23 protein-coding genes are annotated in these 25,745 nt (G+C 47.7%); 14 read left to right on the top strand and 9 right to left on the bottom strand.

The annotated features are described in order from the left end of the window. Positions 1–17: 17 nt before the first annotated feature. The 4 genes from NSS66_RS08210 (at position 18) to NSS66_RS08195 (ending at position 3,047) form a co-directional block, all read left to right on the top strand. Positions 18–1,298: a helix-turn-helix domain-containing protein gene (locus NSS66_RS08210; protein ID WP_028540665.1), complete on the top strand. Its 1,281-nt coding sequence runs from the start codon at positions 18–20 to the stop codon at positions 1,296–1,298. Positions 1,299–1,532: 234 nt separating this feature from the next. Next, entirely contained in the window at positions 1,533–1,952 is a 420-nt protein-coding gene (locus tag NSS66_RS08205) for a hypothetical protein (RefSeq protein WP_028540666.1), read from the top strand. Between the two features lie 71 nt (positions 1,953–2,023). Then, positions 2,024–2,824 (top strand): DUF3592 domain-containing protein, encoded by an 801-nt coding sequence (locus NSS66_RS08200; RefSeq protein ID WP_069079751.1) that lies wholly within the window; start codon positions 2,024–2,026, stop codon positions 2,822–2,824. An 82-nt stretch (positions 2,825–2,906) separates the two neighbouring features. After that, positions 2,907–3,047, top strand: coding sequence for a hypothetical protein (locus NSS66_RS08195; protein ID WP_023989112.1), 141 nt, complete (start codon positions 2,907–2,909; stop codon positions 3,045–3,047). 338 nt (positions 3,048–3,385) lie between these two features. Here NSS66_RS08195 and NSS66_RS08190 read toward each other — a convergent pair whose 3' ends face one another. Beyond that, positions 3,386–4,303 (bottom strand): LysR family transcriptional regulator, encoded by a 918-nt coding sequence (locus tag NSS66_RS08190; RefSeq protein WP_025723122.1) that lies wholly within the window; start codon positions 4,301–4,303, stop codon positions 3,386–3,388. Between the two features lie 274 nt (positions 4,304–4,577). Here NSS66_RS08190 and NSS66_RS08185 point away from each other — a divergent pair, with 274 nt between their 5' ends. From NSS66_RS08185 to hydG, 10 genes are all read left to right on the top strand, one after another. Then, positions 4,578–6,179: an ABC transporter substrate-binding protein gene (locus tag NSS66_RS08185; RefSeq protein WP_023989110.1), complete on the top strand. Its 1,602-nt coding sequence runs from the start codon at positions 4,578–4,580 to the stop codon at positions 6,177–6,179. Between the two features lie 4 nt (positions 6,180–6,183). Next, positions 6,184–7,182 (top strand): ABC transporter permease, encoded by a 999-nt coding sequence (locus NSS66_RS08180; RefSeq protein ID WP_023989109.1) that lies wholly within the window; start codon positions 6,184–6,186, stop codon positions 7,180–7,182. After that, on the top strand, positions 7,179–8,045 hold the full coding sequence (locus NSS66_RS08175; protein ID WP_023989108.1) for an ABC transporter permease: 867 nt from the start codon (positions 7,179–7,181) through the stop codon (positions 8,043–8,045). Before NSS66_RS08180 ends, NSS66_RS08175 begins: the two co-directional genes overlap by 4 nt. Then, on the top strand, positions 8,030–8,803 hold the full coding sequence (locus NSS66_RS08170) for an ABC transporter ATP-binding protein (RefSeq protein ID WP_028540670.1): 774 nt from the start codon (positions 8,030–8,032) through the stop codon (positions 8,801–8,803). The genes NSS66_RS08175 and NSS66_RS08170 overlap by 16 nt, the downstream gene beginning before the upstream one ends. Further along, the gene (locus NSS66_RS08165; protein WP_023989106.1) at positions 8,800–9,582 is read left to right on the top strand and encodes an ABC transporter ATP-binding protein; all 783 of its coding nucleotides are present in this window, start codon (positions 8,800–8,802) and stop codon (positions 9,580–9,582) included. Before NSS66_RS08170 ends, NSS66_RS08165 begins: the two co-directional genes overlap by 4 nt. Beyond that, positions 9,569–10,639, top strand: coding sequence for a pyridoxal-phosphate-dependent aminotransferase family protein (locus tag NSS66_RS08160; RefSeq protein ID WP_069079749.1), 1,071 nt, complete (start codon positions 9,569–9,571; stop codon positions 10,637–10,639). The genes NSS66_RS08165 and NSS66_RS08160 overlap by 14 nt, the downstream gene beginning before the upstream one ends. Next, positions 10,629–11,768, top strand: a complete 1,140-nt coding sequence (locus NSS66_RS08155; protein ID WP_069079748.1) for an amidohydrolase family protein — start codon at positions 10,629–10,631, stop codon at positions 11,766–11,768. Before NSS66_RS08160 ends, NSS66_RS08155 begins: the two co-directional genes overlap by 11 nt. A gap of 117 nt (positions 11,769–11,885) precedes the next feature. Continuing rightward, a complete protein-coding gene (locus tag NSS66_RS08150) occupies positions 11,886–13,502 on the top strand; it encodes an alkaline phosphatase (protein ID WP_069079747.1) in 1,617 nt (538 codons plus the stop codon). Positions 13,503–13,758: 256 nt separating this feature from the next. Next, positions 13,759–14,811, top strand: a complete 1,053-nt coding sequence (gene hydE, locus NSS66_RS08145; RefSeq protein ID WP_226887778.1) for a [FeFe] hydrogenase H-cluster radical SAM maturase HydE — start codon at positions 13,759–13,761, stop codon at positions 14,809–14,811. Positions 14,812–14,860: 49 nt separating this feature from the next. Further along, entirely contained in the window at positions 14,861–16,273 is a 1,413-nt protein-coding gene (hydG, locus tag NSS66_RS08140; protein WP_069079746.1) for a [FeFe] hydrogenase H-cluster radical SAM maturase HydG, read from the top strand. Between the two features lie 147 nt (positions 16,274–16,420). Here the strand turns inward: hydG and hydF are convergent, their stop codons facing one another. The 8 genes from hydF to NSS66_RS08100 form a co-directional block, all read right to left on the bottom strand. Next, a complete protein-coding gene (gene hydF, locus NSS66_RS08135) occupies positions 16,421–17,674 on the bottom strand; it encodes a [FeFe] hydrogenase H-cluster maturation GTPase HydF (RefSeq protein ID WP_053325645.1) in 1,254 nt (417 codons plus the stop codon). Then, on the bottom strand, positions 17,661–19,109 hold the full coding sequence (locus NSS66_RS08130) for an aspartate ammonia-lyase (protein WP_076159271.1): 1,449 nt from the start codon (positions 19,107–19,109) through the stop codon (positions 17,661–17,663). Before NSS66_RS08130 ends, hydF begins: the two co-directional genes overlap by 14 nt. Next, positions 19,106–19,696, bottom strand: coding sequence for a 4Fe-4S dicluster domain-containing protein (locus NSS66_RS08125; RefSeq protein ID WP_028540676.1), 591 nt, complete (start codon positions 19,694–19,696; stop codon positions 19,106–19,108). The genes NSS66_RS08130 and NSS66_RS08125 overlap by 4 nt, the downstream gene beginning before the upstream one ends. 65 nt (positions 19,697–19,761) lie before the next feature. Beyond that, a complete protein-coding gene (locus NSS66_RS08120) occupies positions 19,762–21,267 on the bottom strand; it encodes a [FeFe] hydrogenase, group A (protein ID WP_340958737.1) in 1,506 nt (501 codons plus the stop codon). A gap of 32 nt (positions 21,268–21,299) precedes the next feature. Further along, positions 21,300–21,950 (bottom strand): 4Fe-4S dicluster domain-containing protein, encoded by a 651-nt coding sequence (locus NSS66_RS08115; protein ID WP_023989098.1) that lies wholly within the window; start codon positions 21,948–21,950, stop codon positions 21,300–21,302. Next, positions 21,947–24,109: a formate dehydrogenase subunit alpha gene (fdhF, locus tag NSS66_RS08110; protein WP_028540678.1), complete on the bottom strand. Its 2,163-nt coding sequence runs from the start codon at positions 24,107–24,109 to the stop codon at positions 21,947–21,949. Before fdhF ends, NSS66_RS08115 begins: the two co-directional genes overlap by 4 nt. Before the next feature lie 127 nt (positions 24,110–24,236). Next, entirely contained in the window at positions 24,237–24,602 is a 366-nt protein-coding gene (locus NSS66_RS08105; protein ID WP_013310644.1) for a hypothetical protein, read from the bottom strand. A 696-nt stretch (positions 24,603–25,298) separates the two neighbouring features. Further along, the gene (locus tag NSS66_RS08100) at positions 25,299–25,724 is read right to left on the bottom strand and encodes a MaoC family dehydratase (RefSeq protein ID WP_028540679.1); all 426 of its coding nucleotides are present in this window, start codon (positions 25,722–25,724) and stop codon (positions 25,299–25,301) included. Between the last annotated feature and the right edge of the window lie 21 nt (positions 25,725–25,745).

Below are 25,745 nucleotides of genomic sequence, written 5' to 3'. Positions count from 1 at the left end.
GTAGAAAGGAATACTCCATGCTTAAGGAACGCATTGAATTTTTGTGTAAAAAGAAAAATCTGTCCCGTAAAGAGCTGGTAGACGGGCTGGTGACACCAGCACATTTCGCAAATATACTGGCTGACCGTTACCCGTTGGCAGAGGATTTGGCCGAGCAAATTGCTGGGCGTTTAGGTGTAAATCCCTCCTACCTCTTGCGTGCAGCGGCAGAGGATGAGGAGACGCTGGCTACAGCGGATAAGATTTTCACAGAGCTGTCCAAGCTGGCTAATCCTGCCACGGAAAGCTATGTGGATCTACTGGAGGATCGCAACGATTCGCTTGTGGTGGAAATGACGACTTATTTGATGAAGGCCGTTTATTATCAGCAATTAAATGACCCAACGGCCTATGAATATTTACATCAAACCTATTTGAATTTTTATTTGGAGAAGTTTGGTCGTTCGGATGAGGTGGAGCTGCCCGCACCGCTAAAAAAAGCAATTTTATTTTATAAAATCCAGTATTTTCGCTCGAAAAATCATTATTATGATGTGCTGAATAACGTTACGCAGCTAAGCCGTCTAGTGGAAGAGGGGACGGAAAACTGGCTGAATGCGCAAAACATTATGATGGAGGCCTGTATTCAGGTTAAGCAATTTGATCAGGCGAAGCAGGTATTCGAGCAGACGATGCGCAGAGTATATGATGATCGACTTTTTCACCGTTTGACGGGCCTGTATGTGGCTTACAGCGGATATTGTTTTGCCATGGGTTCTGTGCAGGAAGCACTGTTAACGCTCTCTATGGCTGAGGCCAATTTGGTCTATTTAGAAAATGCGGCAGATATGCTCACGACCATTCTGAACAACCGGATTATTATGCTGACATCGATTGGCGAGCTGGATAAGGCTTTGGAGGAAGTAGCGCGTTTTGAAGCGCTGGTGAGCCGGGAGCGGGAGGAAATGCAGCAGATGATGCTGCCCGTTACGCTAATTTATCGCTGTGAGATTGCGTTTGCGCGAAAAAATTGGGGGCTTCTCTCACAGCATTTGGATCAACTGCGTAAAACAAATCTGACAACAGATCAGCAAATGGGGCTTGATTTTTATGAAAGCCAACTGGCGCTTGCCCAAGGGAATCAGGACGCCTTTTGGATGCATGCCTTGCAATGCTTGCCTTATTTTGAAGCTCTCCAGCATCCAGCGCGGCTTGAACAGTTATATGAAACGCTGGCAGTTGTGTCCGAGGACAGTCGTCGTTATAAAGAATCATCGGCGTATTATCGCAAATTGGTCTATCTTTTGCGTAAAAAATAGCCTGAATTCACTCGTTTTTCACAAAACTATCGGATGATCGTGCGAAAGAATACTCCAAAGTGTGCAAAATTTTGTGTAAACCGTCCCAGAGTTCAAAATAAACCGGAAAAGTACAGGTTAAAGCTCCTGTTTTTTCGGTTTTTTTGTATGCGCCAAAACGTATTGTGATGCCATATACCCTCTTTTATACTGAATTCATAAGGAACGACAATACAAAATACGAGGTGCAACCACATGATGAACTTATTCGGGAAAAAGAAAAAACAGCAGGATGCGATAGAACAAGCAGATCAACTGATGAATAAAGGCCTGTCAGGATTATTTATGAAAGGTTTGGTACCCAAAGAGCATCGGGAACAGATTAACCAAAGCCTAAACTCGGCAAGACAAGCTCAATCGGCGGCTAACGGTGGTTTGGCGATGGCAGCGACTGCGGTTGTTATTTCGGTAACAGATACCGGGAAGCTCGTGAATTTTGATCCGATTGTGGTGCTAATGCTAGATGTGACAGAAGTAAACGGTAATCGATATCCAAAAACGTTGGAAACGCTCGTATCCAAGCTGCAAATTCCGCGACCTGGAGATACGGTGGGTCTGGGGAGCAATCCGGTAAATCCATCGGAGCTGATTTATATGGGTCTGGTGACAGTGTAAATGAGCAGGTCGTTTCACCTTTCTTGCTGACATATAATTTGAACAGATGATTGAAAAAGGGGTTTTGGAGGATGAAAGGATTTTTGAGTATTATCGGGGTACTTATGGTGTTTGGTGTAGGCTTCTCACCATTTTTGGCTAACTATTTATGGGATGATCCATTTGTGATTATGGATGCCCCGTGGTATAGGCCGTTAATTTATATAGGCTTTACGCTTATTTTTCTACCTGGAATTTTAGGTGTGTTTTTTGAAGGCGGTAAGGTTAAGAAGGGTGTTCCTGGGGTTGGGATTATTACAAGTGTTCAGCTAACAGGGACTTATGTAAACAGTCAGCCGCAGGTAAAGCTCGGGTTGACCGTAACCAAACATGGAGAAGACAAATATGATACTGCTTTGACGACGATTATTCCTTTGACTTCCATGGCTCAATTTCAGCCAGGCTCGATCATTCCGTTGGTCGTATCGGAGAAAGATAAACTGAAAGTAGGACTTGACCTGAAAGGGCAGGTGTCGCAGACGGATTTGCAAGCGTTAATGAATGAGCAAATGGTCAAGCAGGGCGTATCGCCTGAGCTGATGGAAATTGCCAAAACCGGTAAGCAGGCATATGCGAAGGTGCTGGATGTTACACCCATGGGGGAAGCAGGATCTAATAAAATTAAGCTTCAATTTACGCTGAGTGTTACGAAAAACAACGGCGATACATTTAATGTAACCACGCAAAAGGTTGTTTTTTCTTCCCAACTATCCAAGCTGCAGCAGGGAAGTATTATAGAGGTCATTTATTCACCTCAAGATCCTTCGAAATTGGTCTTTAAAACACAAGTGAGTGAAGCCGAGGTACAGCAAGCATTTGGTTCTTCTCGATAATAAAAAAGTTTTCCGATACCTGTTTCAGATACAGCCCATAGGTGTATTATAATAGTATCCCGACACCAGGAGGTTGATAACGATGGATAACCAAAGTAGATCCGAACTGGCGAATAGGGATGGCCTGTCACGGCCGAGAGGCTTAAATAGACAGGTTGTCGGAAACAATTATGAAATGGGCTATGATCAGGATAAAAGTCCACCAGATTTAGGGAGACCCTGATCACAAAAAGGCGAGGACAGGCACTTTGGGATCACACAGCACATTGGAACTGAGGTAGGACATCTTGGGAGACCAAGGCTAGAGACCTTAAGGAAAGAAGTGATGCGGGATGGATAAAGTGGAGTTTCCGAGCAAGCGTAAAGTAATCAGGCGAGGCTGACATGAAATTCAAATGAACATGAAATGTGGTTCGTTAAGGACAGATGGAAGCAACATCGCAACAGTGTAATCGAACCCGTAAAATAAATGAAGTATTGAAAGCATAGGGGCGAAGCCCCGGGACCGTCTTCTTCTCTGGCTTTGGCTGAGGAGGAAGACGGTCCTTTTCACATTTGAAGCTACTTTTGAGAAAGTTGCTCGACCGTTTCTCGGAAGGTATCAATAAAGGCTTCGGCAGCTTTAGACAAATAACGTCCGTTTCGGTAGGCAATGGCTAGGGTACGGCTAGGGGTAGGTTCGGCGAGTGGCAATAATGCTGGAACAAACTCGCTGCTGGCGGCCCGGGCGATAAAACGGGGGACGAGTGTCACTCCCATACCTGTCGCTACAAGCGATTGGAGCGTCTCCATATTAGTGCTCTCAAACACCACATTGGGTTCAAAGCCAGCTTGATGACACAAATCCATCGTCAGCTTGCGAAAGCCTTGCCCTTTTTTCAGAACGACAAAAGGCTCATCTTTCAGTTCTTCCATATGCACAGGCTGCGGATGGTCTCCGTTTTTACGCAGGGCTAGGGGGTGACCTGGAGGAACGGCAAGATCAATCCACTCTTCACCGATCGGCACATAGGAAAGTGTAGGTTCTACTAATGGAAGAGATAGCAGGCTGAGATCTGTATCCCCACTGGCAGTTTTTTTCTCCAAATTCATGGATGAATCCTCGACCAACACGATTTCAATGTCCGGATGAGCTTTCTTGAATACAGGCAGCACATGCGGCAGCAAATGAGAACCTGTGATGGGCATACTGCCAACCACAACCTTCCCTTTTCGCAGTTGAGAAATGTCGTCCATTTCCTGCCGGAGCTGCTCAACTGCATCGACTATTTTTTTTGCCTTTTCCACAAAGCTTGCTCCTGCATGTGTTAATTCCACCGTGCTGGTGTTGCGTTGAAATAGAAGTACCCCAAGTTCTTTTTCCAGTTTGGACAATTGTTGGCTCAAAGAGGGCTGAGCAATATGCAGTTTTTCTGCTGCGCGTGAGAAGTTTTTTTCCGCTGCAATTTGCAGGGTGTATTGAAGTTGTCTGAATTCCATCGAGTTTTAAACCCCTTTTATATACGCTTTTATAATGGTTGTCGTCTTATAAGATTTACCTATTACTTCATAGACTGATTATACAATAATATAATGAAATTCCCAATCCCATATGAACTCCATGTGTTCACAAGCTGGAAAATCCCTATGTTTACTTTTATCTTTGATTTTTTAAATTATGGTATTTAATTCTGTTTGACATGGCAAATGGGTTCATCCATAATATTATTCATATTAAAACAATATGTTTTATTGGAGAAAAGGGGAAAATGGGATGTCCAAACTTATTGTATCTTTTAGGAAACCGTTTTTGGTTGGATCTTTAGCATTTCTTTTATTGGTTCTCGTGGCAGGATGCTCCGGCTCCAAAAATGATGCAGATAAAAATACAAACGCAACTAACCCAAGCACAACCGCTGATCAACCCGCGGAAGGGGGAACCTTTACATATGGCCGCCCGGCTTCCGTAACCTCGTTTGATTTGCATAATCAGATTACATCAAATAATGCTTTTGCTATCGACAAAGTATTTGAGCCGCTGGTTGCCTTTAACGGTGATGGAAAAATTGTGGATTGGCTTGCGGCGTCGCACAATATTAGCGCGAATGGATTAACCTATACTTTTGTTTTACGCGATGGCTTGAAATTTTCAGACGGCAAAGGAGTTACTGCCGAGGACGCGGTTTTTTCAATTCAGCGTCATTTGAATGTAGGAGGTCCTCTTGCAATAGCGGCACAGGTGGCTTCGCTTTCGGCTCAAGATGAAAAAACACTTGTAATTAAGCTTAAAGCGCCGTATACGCCGTTTATTTCTGAACTCTCAAATTTCTCCAATGGCATCCTTCCAAAGGATTTTGGCGGTGTCTCGGAAAAAGAATTCTTTAAGAATCCGGTCGGTACCGGTCCCTTCGTCGTTAAGAAATGGGATTCTGCCGGTGATCTTACTTTCAGCAAAAATAAATACTATTGGCAGAAAGGCAAGCCATATATCGATGAACTTGTCTACAAGCTCATTGAAGATGACAGCCAAGCGATTAACCAGCTGAAGGCTGGCGCGATAGACGCTATTGAGTCTGTAGCTCTTGAAAATGTAAATGAATTAAAACAAGGAACTGATACCAAAGTGGCGACCAATGGAAGCTGGGTGACAGAGCAATTGTTCTTCAATACCCTGGACGAGCATTTTTCGGATGTGCACGTTCGCCGTGCGTTGGCGTTGGCACTTGACCGTAATGGATTGACCAATGCGGTTACCTTTGGTTTCGCAAAGCCAGCCAATTCGCTTTTGCCGCCAGCCATTCCCTACAACACGAACGATACGATTAAAGCGCTCAGCTTTGATACGAACGCTGCCAAAGCAGAGCTTGCAAAATCAAAGTTCCCTAATGGGTTTTCTACAAAATTGCTCATTGCCTCTGGTAACAACTCAAGAACTCAGGAGGCACAGATTATTCAGGCGGCCGCCAAAACGATCGGCATAGACATTCAAATCGAATCTGTTGAGTTGGCCTCATTTCGCGAGCGTTTCTTTGCCTATGATTTTTCGGCAATGATCAACAGCGGACAGGCGGATTCTCCAGAAGCCAACTCGATCCTCGCTTTCCAGACAGATCCGGAAGGCTTTAGCAAGTCGTACTGGACTCATTACACGAACAATGAAGTTACCAAGCTCCTGCACGAGGGGCAAAAAACACCTGATGGGGAAGAACGTGCGGGAATTTACGCCAAGCTTCAACAAATCCTTGCAGACGAGGTACCTTACATCCCGCTTTATTATCCGGATATTCTGAAAGGTGTTCGTTCTTCCATTGATGGCCTGGTCGTGCTTCCCAATAACAGCGCTCGTTTTGAAGATGTACGTGTGAAAGGTAATTAGATCCTTGACGGCCCACAATTTATTTAAAAAGTCTGCCGGATTGTCTGCAAATCTAACTTTCCCACACAAATGGCTTGTGCGCGCTATGATAAGAGCGGCATCAGTAGTCATCTGTGTGGTGGTGGCAGTCTTCTTCATCATAAGGCTGGTGCCGGGAGACCCCGCCAAAATGATTCTGGGGGAATACGCCACAGCTGAGGCTATTGAGAGTATGCGCCATAGGTTGGGGCTGGATCGTTCTCTTTGGGAGCAGTTTATAGGCTTTGTGCACAATTTCTTTACACACGGTGATACCGGCGTTTCGATTGTTTTTGAGACTTCTTCAAGAGAGTTGATTGCAGAGCGGGCCCCTGTGACGCTGCTGCTCATTGCAATGACCTGTCTTTTTTCCATCATTGTTTCGCTGGTGCTGGCCACCCTTGCGGCAACACATAAAGACGGACTGCTTGACCACATTATACGCATCTTGCCTGCTGTAACGCTCGGTATGCCGATTTTTTGGGTTGGACTGCTACTGATTCTGGTATTTAGCGTTCGGCTTCGCTGGTTCCCCGTTGGGGGAGTCGGCGAGGGCTGGCTTGGAATCTTGTACAGTCTCGCCCTTCCTGCGATCACTGTCGGATTGTCGCAAATTCCCTCGCTTGTTCGTTCTTTAAGAGCGCAGATGCTGGAAGTGCTGGAATCTGATTTTGTTGTAACCTTGAAGGCAGCGGGAATCCCCGACCGGGTTATATTGGTAAAGCATGTCCTGCGCAATTCCGCTCTTCCCGCTCTTATGCTGCTTGGCGTAAACATTGCCTACCTGATGGGCGGCACGTTGGTAATTGAACAGGTTTTTGGCCTCAAGGGTATCGGAAGCCTGTTATTTTCAGCCATTTCAAACCGGGATTTTCCTGTTATACAGGGGATTGCTCTTTATTGTGCGATATCTGTGGTCATCATCGGCTTCGTGATTGAGGTTGCTTCTGGGTATCTTGATCCCAGGACGAAAGGAGAACAATGAAACGCACGCAATTAGATCTTCAGATTCAGAAGGCGGGTCATAGCAACCGCTCTTGGGGAAAAATACTAAATACTCCATCTCTTTTATGGGGCAGTATTATGTTTGCGTTACTCATAGGTATTGCAGTGTTCGCACCGGTTATTAGCCCCTACCAGCCTTCTGATCAAAATATTTCGGCAACTTTACAACCCCCGTCCTTCGAACACTGGCTGGGAACCGATCAACTGGGGCGTGATTTGTTTACACGGCTGATCTATGCCGCACGGACTGATTTGAAGATTATGGTGCTGGCGGAGATCATCCCTTTTTGTATGGGGGTGTTTCTGGGAATGCTTGCCGGGTATTATGGTAAATGGGTAGACACGGTTATCACGCTTTTGACCGATACGTTTATTGCGTTCCCTTTTTATTTGATTGTAATTATAGTGGCGTTTGCAAGCGGTACGGGTGAACAGGGGATATACATTACATTTGTCCTGGTTGGCTGGATTGTATACGCGCGCGTGGTCAAGGGTCTTAGCGCATCGTTTCGCAAGCAGGAATGGATAGCCGCTGCAAAAACTCTGGGAATCCCGGATATTAAAATCATACTGCGCCATCTTCTGCCGAATGTGTTACCGCAAGCGGTGGTAGTGCTTATGACGGACATGGCTGTTCTGCTTGTAGCCATTGTTACGCTAGGCTATCTAGGTATCGGCATTGCGCCGCCAACTCCGGATTGGGGAACTATGATTTCTGATGGGCAGCCCTTTATATCTACTAAGTGGTGGCTTTCAGCAATCCCGGGCTTTGCGGTAGTATATACAGGGATAGCCTTATCCCTTGTGGGCGATGGGCTAGCAGATATATGGAGAAGAAAATGAATGCTATGAATCCAATTTTAGAAGTGGAAAATTTGTCGCTCGCGACGCAATCGAATCATAAATTGGTCACCAATGTGAGTCTCAAAGTTGAAGCGGGCGAAAGTATAGGACTTGTGGGGGAATCCGGATCTGGAAAATCGCTCACGCTTCGCTCCATCATAGGGTTGCTTCCCTCCGGTATTGAACAAGTTGGCGGGCATATTAGGAGCAATGGCAGATGCGCAATGATTTTTCAAGACCCGATAAGGGCACTTGACCCTCTCTGCCCGGTGGCCCGGCAGCTTGCCGAGGTTGTGTACTACAGGCAGAAGGTGAGTCGGAAGGTCGCGCGCACAATAGCTTTGGAACTGCTTGAAATGCTCGGTCTTCCCGATTCCTTAAAGCATACTGACCGTTACCCCCGCCAGCTTTCAGGCGGCCAGTGTCAACGTGTTGTTATTGCGATGGCTTTGGCGTGCAAGCCGGGCATCCTTCTTTGTGATGAGCCAACAACTGCGCTTGACGTAACGGTTCAACGGCAAATACTTGACGTTATTTCACGTCTTCAAAAGGAGCTGGGTTTTGCCATGGTGTTTGTTACGCACAATCTTGCTGTAGCTGCTTCGATGTGCTCAAAGCTTTGCGTTATGAAAGAGGGAAGAATCATAGAGCGGGGAGACACTTTGCCCCTTTTACAAAACCCGCAAAATCCGTATACACAGTTGCTGATAAGCTCAGTGCTTCCTCTCCCGGATCTTGAAAGGAGCGCGGATTTATGAAAACAGCCTTGCAGATAGAAAATATAACGGTTGCTTATGGTAAGTTCACCGCGCTTGATCAAGTAAGCCTGGAGCTGCAGGAGCGTACCACGCTTGGTCTTGTGGGAGAATCGGGTTCAGGAAAGTCTACCCTCGCGCGGGTAATAGCCGGGCTGATCGCCCCGGATGAGGGCCGGATCATGCTGGGTTCTCAGGTTCTGGGCAAGCGACGGAGCCGGGAGCAGCATAAAAGAATACAAATGGTTTTTCAAAACCCGGATTCCTCGCTAAATCCAAAGCATACGATCAGGCAAATCCTTGCCGAAGCCTTACTTTTTCACAAGATTGTTGACAGAGCTCAAGTGGACAAGAAATGTAGGGAACTGCTTACACGTGTTCACATCGATGAAAGCGCCCTTGGCAGATTCCCTCACGAATTTTCCGGCGGTCAGCGTCAGCGGATAGCAATTGCCCGCGCATTAAGCGTTGAGCCAAGCATACTTATCGCAGATGAACCAACGAGCGCACTGGATGTTTCGGTACAACGGAGTATGCTTGAACTGTTGAGCACACTCAAATCGGAGCTTAATCTTACGATGCTTTTTATCTCTCATGACTTGGGAGTTATAAATGCCATAAGCGATATTGTTGCTGTAATGCGGCAGGGGAAGCTGGTTGAGATCAACCCCAAGGAGAAATTCTTTTCTCGTCCTGAAACGCCTTATAGCCGTGAGCTTTTGTCCGCTGTTCCTAAAATGCCAATATCCCATTCTGCAGGAGGTATTTATGAGTCAAAATAATAAAGGATTTGTACCTCTTACAATATCGGAGTTTGATACGCTAACTAACTTGCTCTCCAAACTCCTGTCCACCCAAGAATCCCCGGTAATCATACCGGGCGAGGCGATCCTGGGAATTGAAGCCATAGCAGCAGGCATATCTGCGCCCGACCGTAAAATTCTAAACATTGTGACAGGTCCATATGGAACGATTTTTGGTAACTGGCTTGCGCGTGGCGGAGCAGAAGTCATCGAACTCAAAACATCTTTTGATGATGTGGTAACTGTAGATGAAGTCGCCGCAGCGATTGAGCGATATAACCCATGTGCGCTTTCTTTTGTGCAGGCGGAAGTGGTCACAGGAGGCTCTAATCCAACAAGGGAAATCATGGAGCTTGCGCGTAGATCAAACATTATAACCGTGATAGATTCAGTTTCTGCAATCGGGGGCGAACCGGTGCTCATGGACGAGTGGGGAATTGATTTTGTAGCTGTAGGGGCGCAAAAAGCACTATCCGGGCCTAACGGGATCAGCGCTGTGGGGATTTCTCCCCGTGGCTGGGAGTTTCTGGCCTCCAACAAAAATGCGCCGCGCAATTCCATACTGTCTTTGCTTGACTTAAAGCGTTCCCCTAATCATGTGACGCCCGTGCGAGTTCCTCCCAACATCCCTGTTTTGGAAGCCCGTGCGCTTATAGAGTCATTAAAGCTTATTGAAGAAGAAGGTCTGGAAGCAGTCAACCGCCGCCATCGCTTAACTACATCTGCTGCAATTGCTGGCATTAAAGCCTTGGGCCTTGAACCGTGGCAGCGGAATAAAGATAGCTACTCAACGTTGACTACAACGGTTCGGATTCCTCAAGGCGGTAATTTCAATATCGAACAGCCCATAGGCATTGTCGCACCCGGAGATGGAGAATTGCATAATAAACTCTTACGCATTAACCATTTTGGGGCGAAGGCAAATCAACAAAGCGTTGAAGAAGCTATCCAAACGCTTGCTGAGCTTGTACATCAAGACCCTTATCATGCGCTTGCCGCCCAAAGGTTAATTTGGGGGAATGAAGATGGAAAATAAAATTCAAAAAGAGTTAACCTATAAAAATATATTTGTGGCGGGGATTGATGGGAAACGATTCGATATAACAATCACCAATGGTCGTTTTTCGTCCATTGCAGAGTCCTTATCCTCGCATACTCAACAAAATGGTCCAGATGGCGACTTATGGATTAGCCCCGGCGTAATTGATCTTCATACGCATTTGGCATGGACGGATTTTAATCATACTGATCAGGAGAAGCGCGATGAACTGGAGATCGAAGTGATGCAGGCGCAAGCCTTTGAGGCTACTTTCCAGGCTGGAGTGACTTCAGTGCGTGATGCAGGTGGGCTTTTGCCAAGTACGGTGAAGCATATAGGTCAGCATTATAGCCAGCCTTTAAGAGTTTATACCAGTGGTGATATGCTTGGAGCCGGAGACGCACGAGGCCTTAAGCATTTGGAACGGCGGGTAACAGAAATTATTGATTCCGGGGCAAGCTGGATTAAAATTCTTGCAACGGGGGGACTAGGCTCGTCGCCAGATACAGTGCTGAACCCGATTTTTTCTGAGGAAGAATTCTCTTTTATTGTGCGTAGCGCCCATGCACGCAACATAAAAGTCATGGTTCACACCTGGGGTGGACCTACTGTGGATTGGTCTATTGACGCTGGAGTGGAATCTATAGAGCATGGAATGTATTTGACCGAGGATCAAGCCAACCGGCTTGCGCAATCCAGGACAGCCTTTGTGCCTACTGCTTCCATCTATCGTATTGCTGCAGACCCTTCTGGAGTTCTTTCACTCGATAGGGAAATTTGTGATCGCGCCGCCCGCGCCGCCGAAGCCCACCCTAAAGCCGTTAGCTATGCCAAAAGAGCAGGCGTACGAATTGCGTTCGGTACAGATTTTGCCACACCTTCGTTACATGGACGTAACCTTGAGGAATTAGACACACTCATAGACTGTGGATTAACTCGAAAAGAGGCCTGGCAGGCTGCCACGGAGTTCGCCGCTGAAATTTTGGGATATGGGGACAGATTGGGACGTATAAAAGAAAACTACACAGCAGATACAATCCTTTTTAATGCTGATCCGTATAAGTCACAAAACGCCAAAACACTCCGTGAAAGTATCGTATCGGTAATTCAGGGACAATTTGAGTGAGACCAATACTCCAGAGAGCATCTTTAATATAGTTAGACAATCCCCTTAACATTCTCCTGACAAAGTATGATTAGACTTAGTTCTGATTGTACAATAAAGTGTCTGGGAGGAAATTGAATGCTAAAATGTTGGGGGATACATACGAAAAAATCGGTGGCAGCACTCGTAGCGGCTATGATGCTAGCAGTAAGCGGTGGGACGGCGATGGCAGTCGAAAAGGACACGTCGATTAAAAACGTAATTATTTTGATTCCAGACGGTATGGCTAATGACGCCACTGCACTGGCTAGATGGTACAAAGGATCTTCCTTAACGTTAGACAGCATGGCAAGCGGCATGGTGCGTACACATTCTGCGGATGCTCCAATTGCCGATTCTGCTCCAGCGGGTACTGCTTTTGCCACAGGACATAAATCTCATACTGGGTATGTAGGTGTCCTTCCTGATGAAGCGACAATGCCCGGACAACAACCCATTGCAGCGGGTGACGCCAAAAAGCCTGTAGCTTCCATTCTTGAGGCTTCCAAGCTGGCAGGGAAATCGACTGGAATTATTGCGACTTCGGAGATTATGCATGCGACACCAGCTGATTTTACCGCACATTATCCTGATCGTAAAAATTATGATGCACTCAGCATGCAGCAAGCCTACAACGGGGTTGATGTAGTGTTAGGTGGAGGCGGCAAGTTTTTGGACGCAGCAGGGCGTAAAGATGGCCAAGATTTGGTAGCCCAAATTAAAGACCAGGGTTATGACTTTGTCACGACACCTGAAGGGTTGAAAAATTCGACCTCCAGCAAGCTCTGGGGCAGCTTTTCTCCTGAAGCCCTTGCGTATAACCTGGATCGCGATGCATCCAAGGAACCTAGTCTGGCAGAAATGACATCGAAAGCCATTGATGTGTTGTCCAAAAACGATAAAGGCTTCTTCTTAATGGTAGAAGGCAGTAAGGTGGATTGGGCCGCCCATGCAAATGATCCAACCGGAATTATTAGTGACGTGCTTTCGTTTGACGATGCAGTGAAAGTTGCTGTGGATTACGCCAAACAAAACCAAAATACAGTCGTCGTAGCAGTGACAGACCACGGAAACGGTGGATTGACGATTGGTAGCAGCGATACAACTAGCAATTATGACAAAACACCTTTAGCTTCTTTTATAGGCCCGCTGAAAAAAGCGAAGCTGACGGGTGAGGGCTTGGAAGCCAAGCTGAATGCAGATCGCAGCAATATTAAAGAGGTGCTTTCCACATATTTTGGCATCACCGATTTGACAGACGAAGAAGTAAAAACCATTAAGGATGCCAAAGAAGGCAGCATGAACTATGCTGTTGGACCGATCATTAGCAAACGTGCGAATATTGGCTGGACTACAGGCGGACATACAGGAGGCGATGTCGTGCTGTACACGTATGCGCCGAACGGAGACCGTCCAACCGGTGTAATCGACAATACAGATGTTAATAAATATATGACACGTGTACTTGGACTGGATTTGGGTACGGTCAGCAAGCAACTTTTTGTTCCTGCAAAAGCCGCTTTTGAAGCTAAAGGAGCCAAGTTTACTGCGGACACGAAAGTCATTACGGTGACCAAAGGCAGTAACAAGCTGGAGCTTCCGGTATACAAAAATGTCGCTACGCTGAATGGTAAAAATACCACGCTCAACGGTGTAGTTGTATTTAACGGCGTTGATTATTTTGTACCCCAGCAGGCGATTGATTTGATTCAGTAATAAGCAGAACCATCGACAAGGGCTGTTTCTTCCATTAGAGGAAGAGACAGCTTTTTTGTGTGTTGATATAAATGTGTATTTTTTGGGGCAGAAGTTGGAGGAGGTTTTTATAAAATGGGATTTTTTGTGAAACTAATCACGTTACATCCTCTCCGATATTGCTAGAATAATACATGTACGGTACAAGCCGCTGATGATGTGAAGTCCGGATGGACGAGGGAAGAAGGGATGAGTCACGGACGAATTATTACTGCGTCTGGCTGACGGCAAGGAATGGACGCATATGGAAATGATGGAGCTGCTGACACGTCTGGATGATGAGCCAACGCTTCGGGCTCAACTGCGCCACCTGGCAGCTCGCACCAAATTGGAGCGCTATGGCAAAGGTGTTTTTTTACGGGGATTAATTGAATTCTCCAGTATATGTCGTCAGGACTGCATGTACTGTGGGCTGCGCGCTTCGAATAAACAGGCAGATCGTTACCGTTTGCAGCCAGAAGAAATTCTGGCCTGTTGTGCGGAGGGGTATGAACTCGGTTATCGGACCTTTGTGCTGCAAAGTGGGGAAGATTACTGGTTTACAGCGGCACGGCTGACGAAATTGATTCGCGAAATTAAAAGCCGTTTTGCGGATGTGGCGGTTACACTGTCCATCGGTGAACGGGATGATGAAACTTATGAGCAATTATACGAGGCGGGCGCGGACCGTTTTTTGCTGCGGCATGAGACAGCTTCCCCCCGTTTGTACGCCAAGCTGCATCCGACGATGACGATGGAAAGCAGGCGCAGCCGTCTGCTGGCTTTACAACGAATCGGTTTTCAGATCGGGGCCGGATGTATGGTGGGGTTACCAGGACAAACGAATAGTGAATTAGCAGACGATTTGGTCTATTTACACAGCCTATCACCAGATATGATCGGGATTGGCCCTTTTTTACCGCATAGCAACACGCCGCTTCGGGATGCCAGTCAGGGGAGCATGGAAAAGGCACTGGATATTATTTCGTTATCCCGATTGGTCGTTCCAGATGCACTTATTCCGGCGTCCACGGCAATGGGAACGATTCATCCCCAAGGCAGGGAGAAGGCGCTTCAGGCAGGGGCAAATGTGGTGATGCCCAATTTGTCGCCACTGGCGGTGAGACCTAAGTATGCGATTTATGAGAACAAAATATGTTTGGGCGATGAGTCTGCCCAATGTCGACATTGCCTGGAGCTGCGGATTCGCGGAGCGGGATTTGAAGTCGATATGGGGCGCGGCGATAGTTTGAGGGTGCAACGACAACTTATGAGACAGGAAACTTTGTGAGGCCACAACGGAAACATTGCAGTAACCATAAATAAGGAGATGGGTATACGTGAGTGGAGTACGGGAGAAAGTGTCGGCGGATTTTATTAATGAAGCAGAGATTATGGCAGCAGTGGAGCAGGGGAAACAAGAGGCAACAGATCGAAGCCGTATTTTAGAAATTTTAGAAAAGGGGAGAGCCTGCCGGGGACTGAGTGCGAGTGAAGCGGCGGCTCTTTTGCATGTGGATGATCCTGAATTATTGGAAGAGATGTTCAAATCTTCGAGGGCAGTCAAAGAACAAATTTATGGCAACCGAATTGTGCTGTTCGCCCCTTTATATGTAAGCAACCACTGCGTGAATAACTGTGAATATTGTGGTTATAAACATACCAATGACAGCTTTACTCGTAGCCGTCTGACACCGGAGGAATTGGTACAGGAGGTTAGAGTGCTTCAAGAACTGGGACACAAGCGGCTCGTGCTGGAAGCGGGGGAAGACCCAGTCCATTGTCCCATTGACTATATCGTTGATTGTCTGCGCCAGATCTATGAGGTCAAGGTAGATAACGGCAGCATTCGACGGATCAATGTGAATATTGCATCCACAACCGAGGAGGACTATCGGAAGCTGGCAGAGGTAGGCATTGGTACGTATATTTTATTTCAGGAAACGTATCATCGGGAAAGCTATCGTAAATTCCACCTGCAGGGACCAAAGCGGGACTTTGATTGGCACACCACCGCAATGGACAGAGCCATGCGTGCGGGTATAGATGATGTGGGGATCGGTGTGTTGTACGGTCTGTATGATTTCCGCTATGAAACCGTAGCGATGCTGAAACATGCCGAGCACTTGGAAGAAGCCTTTGGGTGTGGCCCTCATACGGTTTCAGTTCCACGATTGCGTCCGGCTGAAAATGTAGACTTGGAGCGATATCCGTACCTGGTCAACGATGAGGATTTTATGAAAATTGTATCCGTTCTTCGACTGGCTGTCCCTTATGCTGGTATGATCCTGTCCACACGCGAGGAGCCGGAATATAGGGATCGTGTCATTGGTCTAGGCGTGTCGCAGATTAGTGCAGGTTCAGCTACAGGCGTAGGGGCATATGCAAAACAGGAAACTGATGATAAGCCTCAATTTGAGGTAGGGGATCATCGCTCACCATCGGAAATTATTAAAAGTTTGTGCCGTGGTGGATATATGCCGAGCTACTGCACAGCTTGCTACCGTGAGGGGCGAACTGGAGATCGTTTCATGGAGCTTGCCAAATCAGGACAAATTCATAATGTGTGCCAGCCGAATTCGCTGCTAACCTTCCAAGAATATCTGCTGGATTATGGGGATGAGGAGGCGCGTGAACTGGGAGCTGCCGCTCTACGAGAGAATTTGGAGCGTATACCACGTGAATCGACGCGCCGTTTGACGCTTGACAGACTGGAGCGACTGGAAGCAGGCGAGCGTGATTTGTATTTTTAGTAATTTATATTATTCGTAGTATCATTTCACACTATGAAAATTCTCATGATTTATAATAGAACTTGAAAATAAAAAGCAGTCGCGTTGGAATCAGCGCGACTGCTTTTGTGTATCTGGAAAAAAATATTAATGACGAGATAAGGTCTTTTAGGAATAACTGCCGGCTTCTACAGCTTGCTCCCATGCCAGCATAGCAGATGGGAAGCATTCAATAGCACGGGGAAAGACCCCCTGTACATAAGCGATGAAAATACCATAGTTCACAATCGGCACTCCGGCAGCTTTCGTTTCCGACATTCGATGAAGCATCGTACGCCGATTGAGCATGCATGCACCGCAATGAATAACCAGTGCATATTCGCTCAGATCATCAGGGAAGCTGGAGCCGGATGCATGCTCGATGATGAGACGTTTGCCTATCGTTTGGCGGAGCCAGCGGGGAATTTTCACTCGACCAATATCGTCAGATTGGCATTGGTGAGTGCAGGCTTCGGCAATGAGTACACGGTCTCCATCCTTGAGGCGATCAATGGCTCTTGCACCTCGTACCAGTTCGTCCAGATCGCCTTTATGACGGGCAAACAGGATGGAAAAAGAGGTAAGAGGCACATCCTTGGGCGTGTCGGCCGCTACTTTCATAAAAACCTGTGAATCGGTAATGACCAAGCGAGGTTTGCGCCCCAATCTCTCCAGCGTCAATCGTAGTTCATGTTCTTTGGTCACTACGGCGATGGCATCGCTCTCTAGTGTATCGCGGATTGTTTGCTGCTGTGGCAGGATCAATCGGCCTTTTGGTGCAGCTTTGTCGATTGGGACGACCAGCACAACAACATCGCCGGGTGACAACAGGTCACCGACGATACGGAAACGATCCTCGTTTTGGGGGAGAGTATTCGTGATAGCCTTTTTCAGTTCCGTGTCTCCCCGGAGCAAAGATGCACTGAAAGGAATTAGGGTGAGATCCAATTCAGTTGCCAGCTTTGTAGCCGTTTTATCTGATTCAGTAAGGGTATCTACCTTATTCAATACCCCAATAACAGGAATCTTTTTGTTGCGGAGCTTTTCGAGTAGCTCATGCTCGAATGGTCCGACTCCAACGGTGGCGTCGATAACGAGCAAGGCCAAGTCTGTACTATTAAGTATTTCTAGCGTTTTGTTGCGGCGCAGCTCCCCGACCTCACCCTCATCGTCCAGTCCGGCGGTATCCACCAGAACAATGGGACCCGCTGGGAGCAGCTCCATCGGTTTGAAAACGGGGTCCGTGGTCGTTCCTCCTACAGGAGATACCACAGCGACGGGCTGACCCGTCAGGGTGTTCAGAATGCTGGATTTGCCTGCGTTGCGGCGACCGAGCAGGACAATATGTGGTCGGTTGCTACGAGGGGTATCATTCATTCCCATGGTGAGTTCCTTCTTCCTGCCCCGGAATTCCGGGTTTGGTTACTGTATAGGGATGGCATAATTGGTCAATCCTCGAACGGGTCAGTAGGCCGCGATCTTCTGCAATATCCTCTGGTGTGCGACCTTGCACAATGGCTGCAGATGCAATGGAGGCAGCTTCATCATAGCCAAGCTCCGCGACCAGCGCAGAAGCCATCACGGCTGAGTTACGCAGATTTGTAGTGCAGCGTTCCTCACGCACGATCAGGCCGCGTACGCATCTTTCCTCGAATAGTCGAACCGCGCTGTTCAGAATATGTAGCGATTCCAGCAGCGATTCGGCAATCAGCGGCAGGAATGCGTTTAGTTCCAACTGACCGGAGGCAGCGGCCATAGTGATAGCCGCATCTTCGGCTATCACACGCATGGCTGTTAGTCCTGCCATTTCAGCTATTACCGGATTGACCTTGCCAGGCATAATAGAGGATCCGGCCTGAACTGGAGGCAGCGTGTATTCGCCAATACCACCGAAAGGACCAGAGGCCAGTAGGCGAAAATCGCCAGATATTTTGTACAGATTCACGGCGGCTGATTTGAGTAGACCGGACACCTCCACAAAGACATCCATATTTTGAATCGGGTCCATCGGGTGGTCGCTGCGACTCAGTCCAAAACCAGTCTCATCCGCCAGCTTTTCGACCATCCGATAGCTGTAAGCGCGGGGCGCGTTCATACCTGTGCCAATCGCCGTGCCTCCAATAGGGATTTCCCGCAGCCGCTCTTCAGCTTTATAGAGACGCCAGCGGTCGCGCGCTATAGCCTTTGCGTAGGCACCAAAGCCCTGCCCGGCCATCATGGGCAGGGCATCCATTAGCTGAGTGCGGCCTAGTTTGAGCAGGTCAGCATATTCCGTTTCTTTGTGCTGTAAAGCATCCTGTAACGAAGACATCGTGTCACATAAAGGCCGAAGCAGCCGTATTGCTGCAATTCGTAGCGCTGTGGGATAGACATCATTCGTAGACTGGCAGCAGTTCACATCATCCAGAGGATGTATAATCTCATACTGCCCTGGTCTGCCTCCTAGCTGTACGATGGCCAAATTAGCAATGACCTCATTTACATTCATATGGGTACTGGTGCCTGCGCCGCCTTGCATGGCATCCACGGTAAACATATGTTGGTGCCTCCCGGCGAGTATTTCGTCGCAGGCATTTACAATGGCAGAGGCCCGTTGGGCAGGGAGCCGTTTCTGCTCACCATTCACTTGAGCGGCTACTTTTTTTACCAACACAAGAGCGTGGATCAGGTTTTGGTTCACGGGTCTGCCACTGACCGCAAAATTGTTCATCGCGCGTGCGGTGTGAATACCGTAAAAGGCATCTGCGGGAATTTCCATCTCTCCTAGCGCATCCCGCTCGGTTCGCGTATTTGTAGACAGAGGGAAACCTTCGGTCATAGACCCGTTGCCGGAATGCGTGTCATATGCAGTAGCTGACGTGCACTTGCAGCGCGTTTTTCTTCAACCCGGGCATGAACCAGATCTGGCTCGACCAGCTTGAGGGCTTGTGTTGGACATTTACCAATACAGGCCGGACCGCCGTCCACGCCTTCGCATAAATCACATTTGCTGGCAATCATGCGCTCTTTGGGTTGCAAGCGTCCTGACATATTGGTATACAATCCATCCTGCACGACAGGCTGCCCGTTTCGATACTCGGGTACCATGTTAATCGCGCCGTAAGGGCAGGCGATCATGCAGGTTTTACAGCCAATGCAGCTTTCGCTATTAATGAGAATGCAGCCATCTGCGTTCGTAATAGAGCCGTTCGGACAAGCGTTGGCGCATGGAGCATCCTCACAGTGACGACACTGAACGGGTGCAGTGACCCCAAATGATTTGATAACCTTCAGACGAGGGTGAAAATGAAACTCATCATCCGGCGAGATAAAAGGGTTCTCCGCTGAATGTGCGATGACACATGCGATTTCACAGGTACGACAGCCGATACATTGATCGGGATCAGCTAAAACAAAACGGTTCATACAATTCGACTCCTCTCTAACTTACGACAAAAATAATGTATACAGCATAAAAATAACTTAATGTATTAATGAATGGAGTAATCCGCATCCCCTTTGATGGAAATAGTGTTGCTGCGGCTTTGCTTGCCGGGCCCCCGTTGTTGGAAGGTGGTGTGCAGCAGATGATGCGACACATGACCCAGCGGCTCACCTAGAAATTCATCATAAAGTTTGATGATGTGAGGGTTCTCATGCGATTTTCGTACCTGGTGTGCAGCATCATGTCCATAAATGGAGGATTTACGTGCACGATAAGCTTCAATTCGTTGCTTTTCTAACATGAGCTTAGGTTGTCCCCCTCCGCTGATACATCCAGCAGGGCAGCCCATCACCTCAATAAAATGATAATCACATTCGCCCGCCTGGACACGATCCAGTAGCTGATAGGCATGTTGTAGCCCGGCGACGACCGCTACCTTGAGCTGCAGCTTGCCTACCTGAACCTCAGCTACTCGAATGCCTTCCTCACCACGTACAAAATCGAGCTGGAGCTTCGGCAGTTTTTCATTTGTCAGCAGCTCGTAACCTGTACGGATGGCAGCTTCCATGACTCCTCCAGTGACTCCAAAAATGGAGCCTGCACCTGAATATTGTCCTAACGGTGAATCGAATTCTTCATCAGGCAGGTTCGCAAAATCAATTCCGCGCTGCTTGATCCAGTATGCAAGTTCACGCGTGGTCAGTACCTCATCCACATCACGGTAACCGTCAGATTCCATTTCGGGACGATCGCATTCAAATTGTTTACAAGTACAGGGCATGATGGCAACGCTGTATATATTCGCAGGTTCCACCTCGTCCAGTTGTGCGCCATAAGATTTGATTAGCGCTCCTAACATTTGCATCGGAGATTTGCAGCTGGATAGATGGTCTAGCAGATCGGGATATTCAATCTCTGCAAATCGGACCCATGCTGGACAGCAGGATGTGAACATGGGTAAGGGACCGCCTTCGGTCACGCGACGAATCAATTCAGTGCCTTCCTCCATGATGGTCACGTCAGCTCCAAAGTTGGTGTCGTATACCCGGTCAAAGCCAAGGCGGCGTAAAGCAGCAGCCATTTTCCCAGGCGTCAAGGTGCCGAACGGCATTCCGAATTCCTCCGCGAGTGAAACACGAATGGCTGGAGCACATTGGACGATCCGAAACTGTCCAGGTTTGGTCATCATATCGGCTACCTTATTCAAGTTGTAGCTATAATAGGCAGCGAATAGTGGCTCTCTGATGTCGGCAGGCATATCGCGTTCTTGGATACGTTCCAGCCGTCTAGCGGCGCCTTCCTGTGAAGATGAACCTGCCCAGTCAGATGCGTATACGCTGCATATTTGTACACATTGACCGCAAATAACACATCGGTCTGCATTAACGGTTTGCGGTTCTCCGGGCAATCCCTCTATGGCATCTACTGGACAAACCCCAGCACAACGTCTGCATCCTGTGCAGAGCGTAGGGTCAATATGAATGACAGGGTCTGTGCAATCAGTCGTCTTCATACAAGGAGGCGAGGAGATCTTGTCTATTGTGGTTGACATGGTTTTCTACCTTTCTGCGGCTGATTTTGGCCTTATAGGCGTGGGAAAAAGACTTCCCGCCGAGGCTCTGGAGGTGAGTCGGATATACCTTTGGCCAGCCGTAGGACATGATTCGGGCAGGCCTCTACACATGCAGGCTGTCCGTTCTCTGTTTCCGCGCACAGATCGCATTTGCTTGCTGCGGTGCGGGGAAGGGCGACTCGATTTGCACGGTGAGTCAGGCCGGACTGCGTTACAACGTGTCCTGCCCGGTAGACCGGAGACACCTCAATTGCCCCGAAGGGGCAGGCCAAAACACAGGAGGTACAGCCGATACATCGTTCCTCATCTATCATGACGACGCCGTCCTCCTGACGAATGGCCTGTACCGGACAAGCATGTGCGCAGGGGGCATTTTCGCAATGCCGGCATTGCACCGGCACATACATTTCCCCTGTACGTACAACATACACCTTGGGTACAACAGGTACGCTGACGGTTCCGACCGAAGCTCCTATGCCGTTAGCCTGACTGTGAACGGCGAAGCACGCCAGTTCACAGGCTTTGCAGCCGATGCACTGTCCGGCGTCCGCGACTACAAAAGAAGAAGCAACAGCGCTTGTTCTACTGGCTGCTCCCATTCTACTCGTCGAAGCTGACCGGGTATCTGTCGGACGGTGCATCATATTCCCTGTGCCGCTCATCTCGTCACCTTATCAGCCAAAACAGCTTCCTGGACGTTCATCTGTCTGCGAATCCGTTGGTACGATTCATGTACATCACGTTCAGCCTGCGCTTGGTCGGCGATCCGTTCCAGACGGATGGCACAGTATTTTAATTCCGGGGTTTTGGATACCGGATCGAGAAAATCAGCGGTCAGCTCGTTGCATGCTCCAACCCACCAGTGATAGGTCATGTAGGTCGCACCTTGTTGCACACGGTCACTGATTTGTGCCCGTGCCATGATGCGTCCCCGGCGAGAGGATATAGCAACAATTTCGCCATCTAGAATATTCAGATCTGCTCCGTCTTCTGGGCTAATCTGAATAAAGCCAGGCTCATCAGACAACTGGCGCAGCGCGCGGCAATTGCCAGTCATGGTACGAACGGAATAGTGACCTACCTCACGGACTGTGGACAAGACAAGCGGGTATTTTGCATCCGGTTGTTCTTGTGGTGGACGCCATTCGCAGGCGAATAATCTGCCTTTGCCACTAGGTGTCGAAAATTGATTTCCTTTATATAAATACGGTGTACCTGGATGATCCTCAGTAGGGCAGGGCCATTGCACGCCGCCTTGCTGCTCCATTTTTTGGTAGCTGGCACCGGAGAATAATGGGCTGAGACTGCGCATTTCATCCCAAATTTCTTCTGTGTTTGCATAGGACATAGGATAGCCCATGGCGGTAGCAACCTCGCTAATAATAGCCCAGTCTGGTTTTACATCACCCTGTGGCTCAACGGCCTTACGGATGCGCTGAAAGCCCCGATCTGCCGAAGAATATACGCCGTCATGCTCACCCCAGGCAGTAGAAGGGAGGATGACATCGGCGTGCAGCGCTGTTTTGTTCATGAAAATATCCTGAACCACGACAAATTCCAATTGGTCTAGGGCTTCACGCAACTCGGCGGCGTTCGGATCGCTTTGTACAGGGTCCTCGCCAAAAATGTAATAAGCTTTCAGCTTGTTCTCCTTCAGAATGAGGTGTGGTACCTCCGTAAGTGGATAGCCTTTTTTACGTGGCAGCTCAACACCCCATGCTTTTTCAAACTTTTTGCGAGCTGTGTTATCTGTTACATCCTGATAGCCAGGATACACATTCGGCAAAGCGCCCATATCACAGGACCCCTGTACATTGTTTTGTCCCCGTACTGGTCCGATACCCACATTCGGCTTGCCCAAATTTCCAGTCAACAGTGCAAGGGAAGCGAGCCCCTTTACCACATCAACGGCCTGTGAAAATTGACATACGCCCATTCCGTACAAAATTGTAGCGGTAGGAGCCTTTGCATATTCCCTCATAGCCGCCCGGATATCGGCTGCCTTGACCCCCGTAATGCCTTCCGCATATTCGGGAGTATATTTTTTAATGCTGTCTACGTATTCGGCAAAGCCTTCTGTGTTTGCTTCAACATATCGTTTGTCGTACAGTCCTTCATGCACAAGTACATGACCAAAAGCGTTCACCAAAGCCATGTTCGAACCGCCCTTTAAGGGTAGCCACATATTCGAAATACGAGCTGTTTCGGTCATGCGCGGATCGCATACAATAATTTTGGCGCCTCTTTGCTTGGCAGCTACAATGCGTCTTGCGACGATCGGATGTGTTTCGGGTGCATTATATCCAAACACGAAAATGAGATCAGAGTGTTCAATTTCAGGAATAGAGTTGGACATAGCTCCATCTCCGAGCGAGTAAGTCAAACCTGCTACAGAAGGGCCGTGGCATACACGAGCGCAATGGTCAATATTGTTCGTGCCAATGACCGCTCGCATGAACTTTTGCATGACATAATTGGCTTCATTACCCGGACCGCGTGCGGAGCCCGTTCCCATAATGGAGTCGGGTCCGTATTTTTCCTTAATTGCTGACAGCCGTTCGGCAGTATATTGAATGGCTTCCTTCCACTCGACTTCCTCCATAACTCCATTTTTGCGAATCATGGGCTTGCGCAAGCGTGCAGTCAGAATTTGCGGGTCATTCAAAAAATCCCATCCATAGTGTCCTTTCAGACACAGTGTTCCTTCATTCGTACGACCACCAGCCGGCTCTGCGCCAATTACCTGTCCTTTTTCCACCAGCAAATGAAGCTGACAACCGCTCCCGCAGTAGGGACATACGGTCAATACCTTGTCTGCCATAAGTGCAGCACCTCTTTTATATGAAATAGATGAAACTCGTAACATAAAAAAAGCCAATACAAAAATGCCGCTTTACGCTGCATCCTGTACTGGCTTATCCGCGAGCGAGGAGACAAGCTCCTTCCCGCTAATCCAACCGGTGTATGTGTTGTAGTTCTAGAGTAATGATAATGTGTCCGTCTCCATGGACGGAGGGGCAGACCTCCCAAGTATAAGTGAAGGGACTGCCGAGTGTTTTTTCGGCTTCGTTCATAAACTCCTTTTCTAGATAGGGACGAAGGACGTCCCAATATTCCCTGACCTTGTCCTCAGCCCCTTCATGAACGAGAATTTCGGACAAATTAGACAATGTACCTCGAATTTCTACCGTAATCCGGAGCGGCGAATCCAGTGAAACCTTGACGTTGTCCGGTCCTTTTCCCCGGTAGTGCTTGACAATACACACGGCCAACTTCCTGATGCGCTCACGGTATTCCAATTCGGTATTCAACATCTGGACACTCCGCTTCGAATCAAAATAAAGGCGTACTTGCCGCGCATGCCAGACAGCCTGTGTAGCTGGTTTAGAACAAGACGTAACCGTCCCGACCAAAGTGGTCTGCCCAGCACGGCGTATCACCCTTCTATGGTAGAACAGGTTGACCCGGAAAGATGTGAAATTCATTACACTGAACCAAAATTTTACATAGATTAGACCGCTCTTGAAGCAACTATACCTCTATGGTTTGTATGATGCTTCTCGTTCCATCGCGTTGTTTGTCCAGATCCAATACAAAAGCAGTTGAATGACAAACTATGGGCTGAGATTAGTAAATGTCATTCTCAAAGCCCTCTATACTAAAATAGCACAGTGCGAATCTCAGAGATTTATAGTAAATTATTCATTTATATGATTTGCAATATCAATTTATTATTATTACATTGGACGGAAATGCTAGTCGAACTCCAGAAGGCATAGATATGTTATCCAAAATGGTGGAAAAGTACGGGTTCAAGATGTAGAATCTATGCGATATTCAGTTTGTAGAAGGGCACGTCAAGGTCGTCAAATGAAGACTTAGTAGGAATTACTGCAACGTGTGGCTGAACATGAAGCCGCAAGTCAAGCCACGTTAGAATAAAGAGAAGAGGTTCGTGCTAAAATGCATGGACCTCTTCAAACTTGTAATAATTGATTTTTTATGAAACTTTACTGTTTAACCAGAACGGATAAATCGCCTTCAAAAACTTGCTCCTCTTTGTTGTTGAAAGTCGACAGCAATACAGTAACGAGTCCTGTTCCATTCCTCATCTCTTTTACTCCAATCACTTCAACAATGGTGTACAATTCGTCGCCTGGATATACTGGTTTAATAAATTTAATATTATTCATAGCAGTTCCAGCAATAACCTCATCACCGTAACTGCCTGTTTCAACCCAAAGCTTAAAAGAAACAGCTAATGTTTGAATTCCTGAAGCGATAATTCCATTAAATCTACCTTGTAATGCTTTCTCTTCATCTAAATGCATATATTGCGGGTCAAACTCCCTTGCAAATCTGGTAATATCCTCTTTAGTTAATTTTAAAGACTTGGTTTTAAATACTTGTCCGATATAAAATTCATGAAACCGCATTATTACACCTCTTGATTAAAT

This window comes from Paenibacillus sp. FSL R10-2748, assembly GCF_038005565.1.
GTDB lineage: Bacteria > Bacillota > Bacilli > Paenibacillales > Paenibacillaceae > Paenibacillus > Paenibacillus polymyxa_B.
This window is presented reverse-complemented; position numbering and strand designations above follow the sequence as displayed.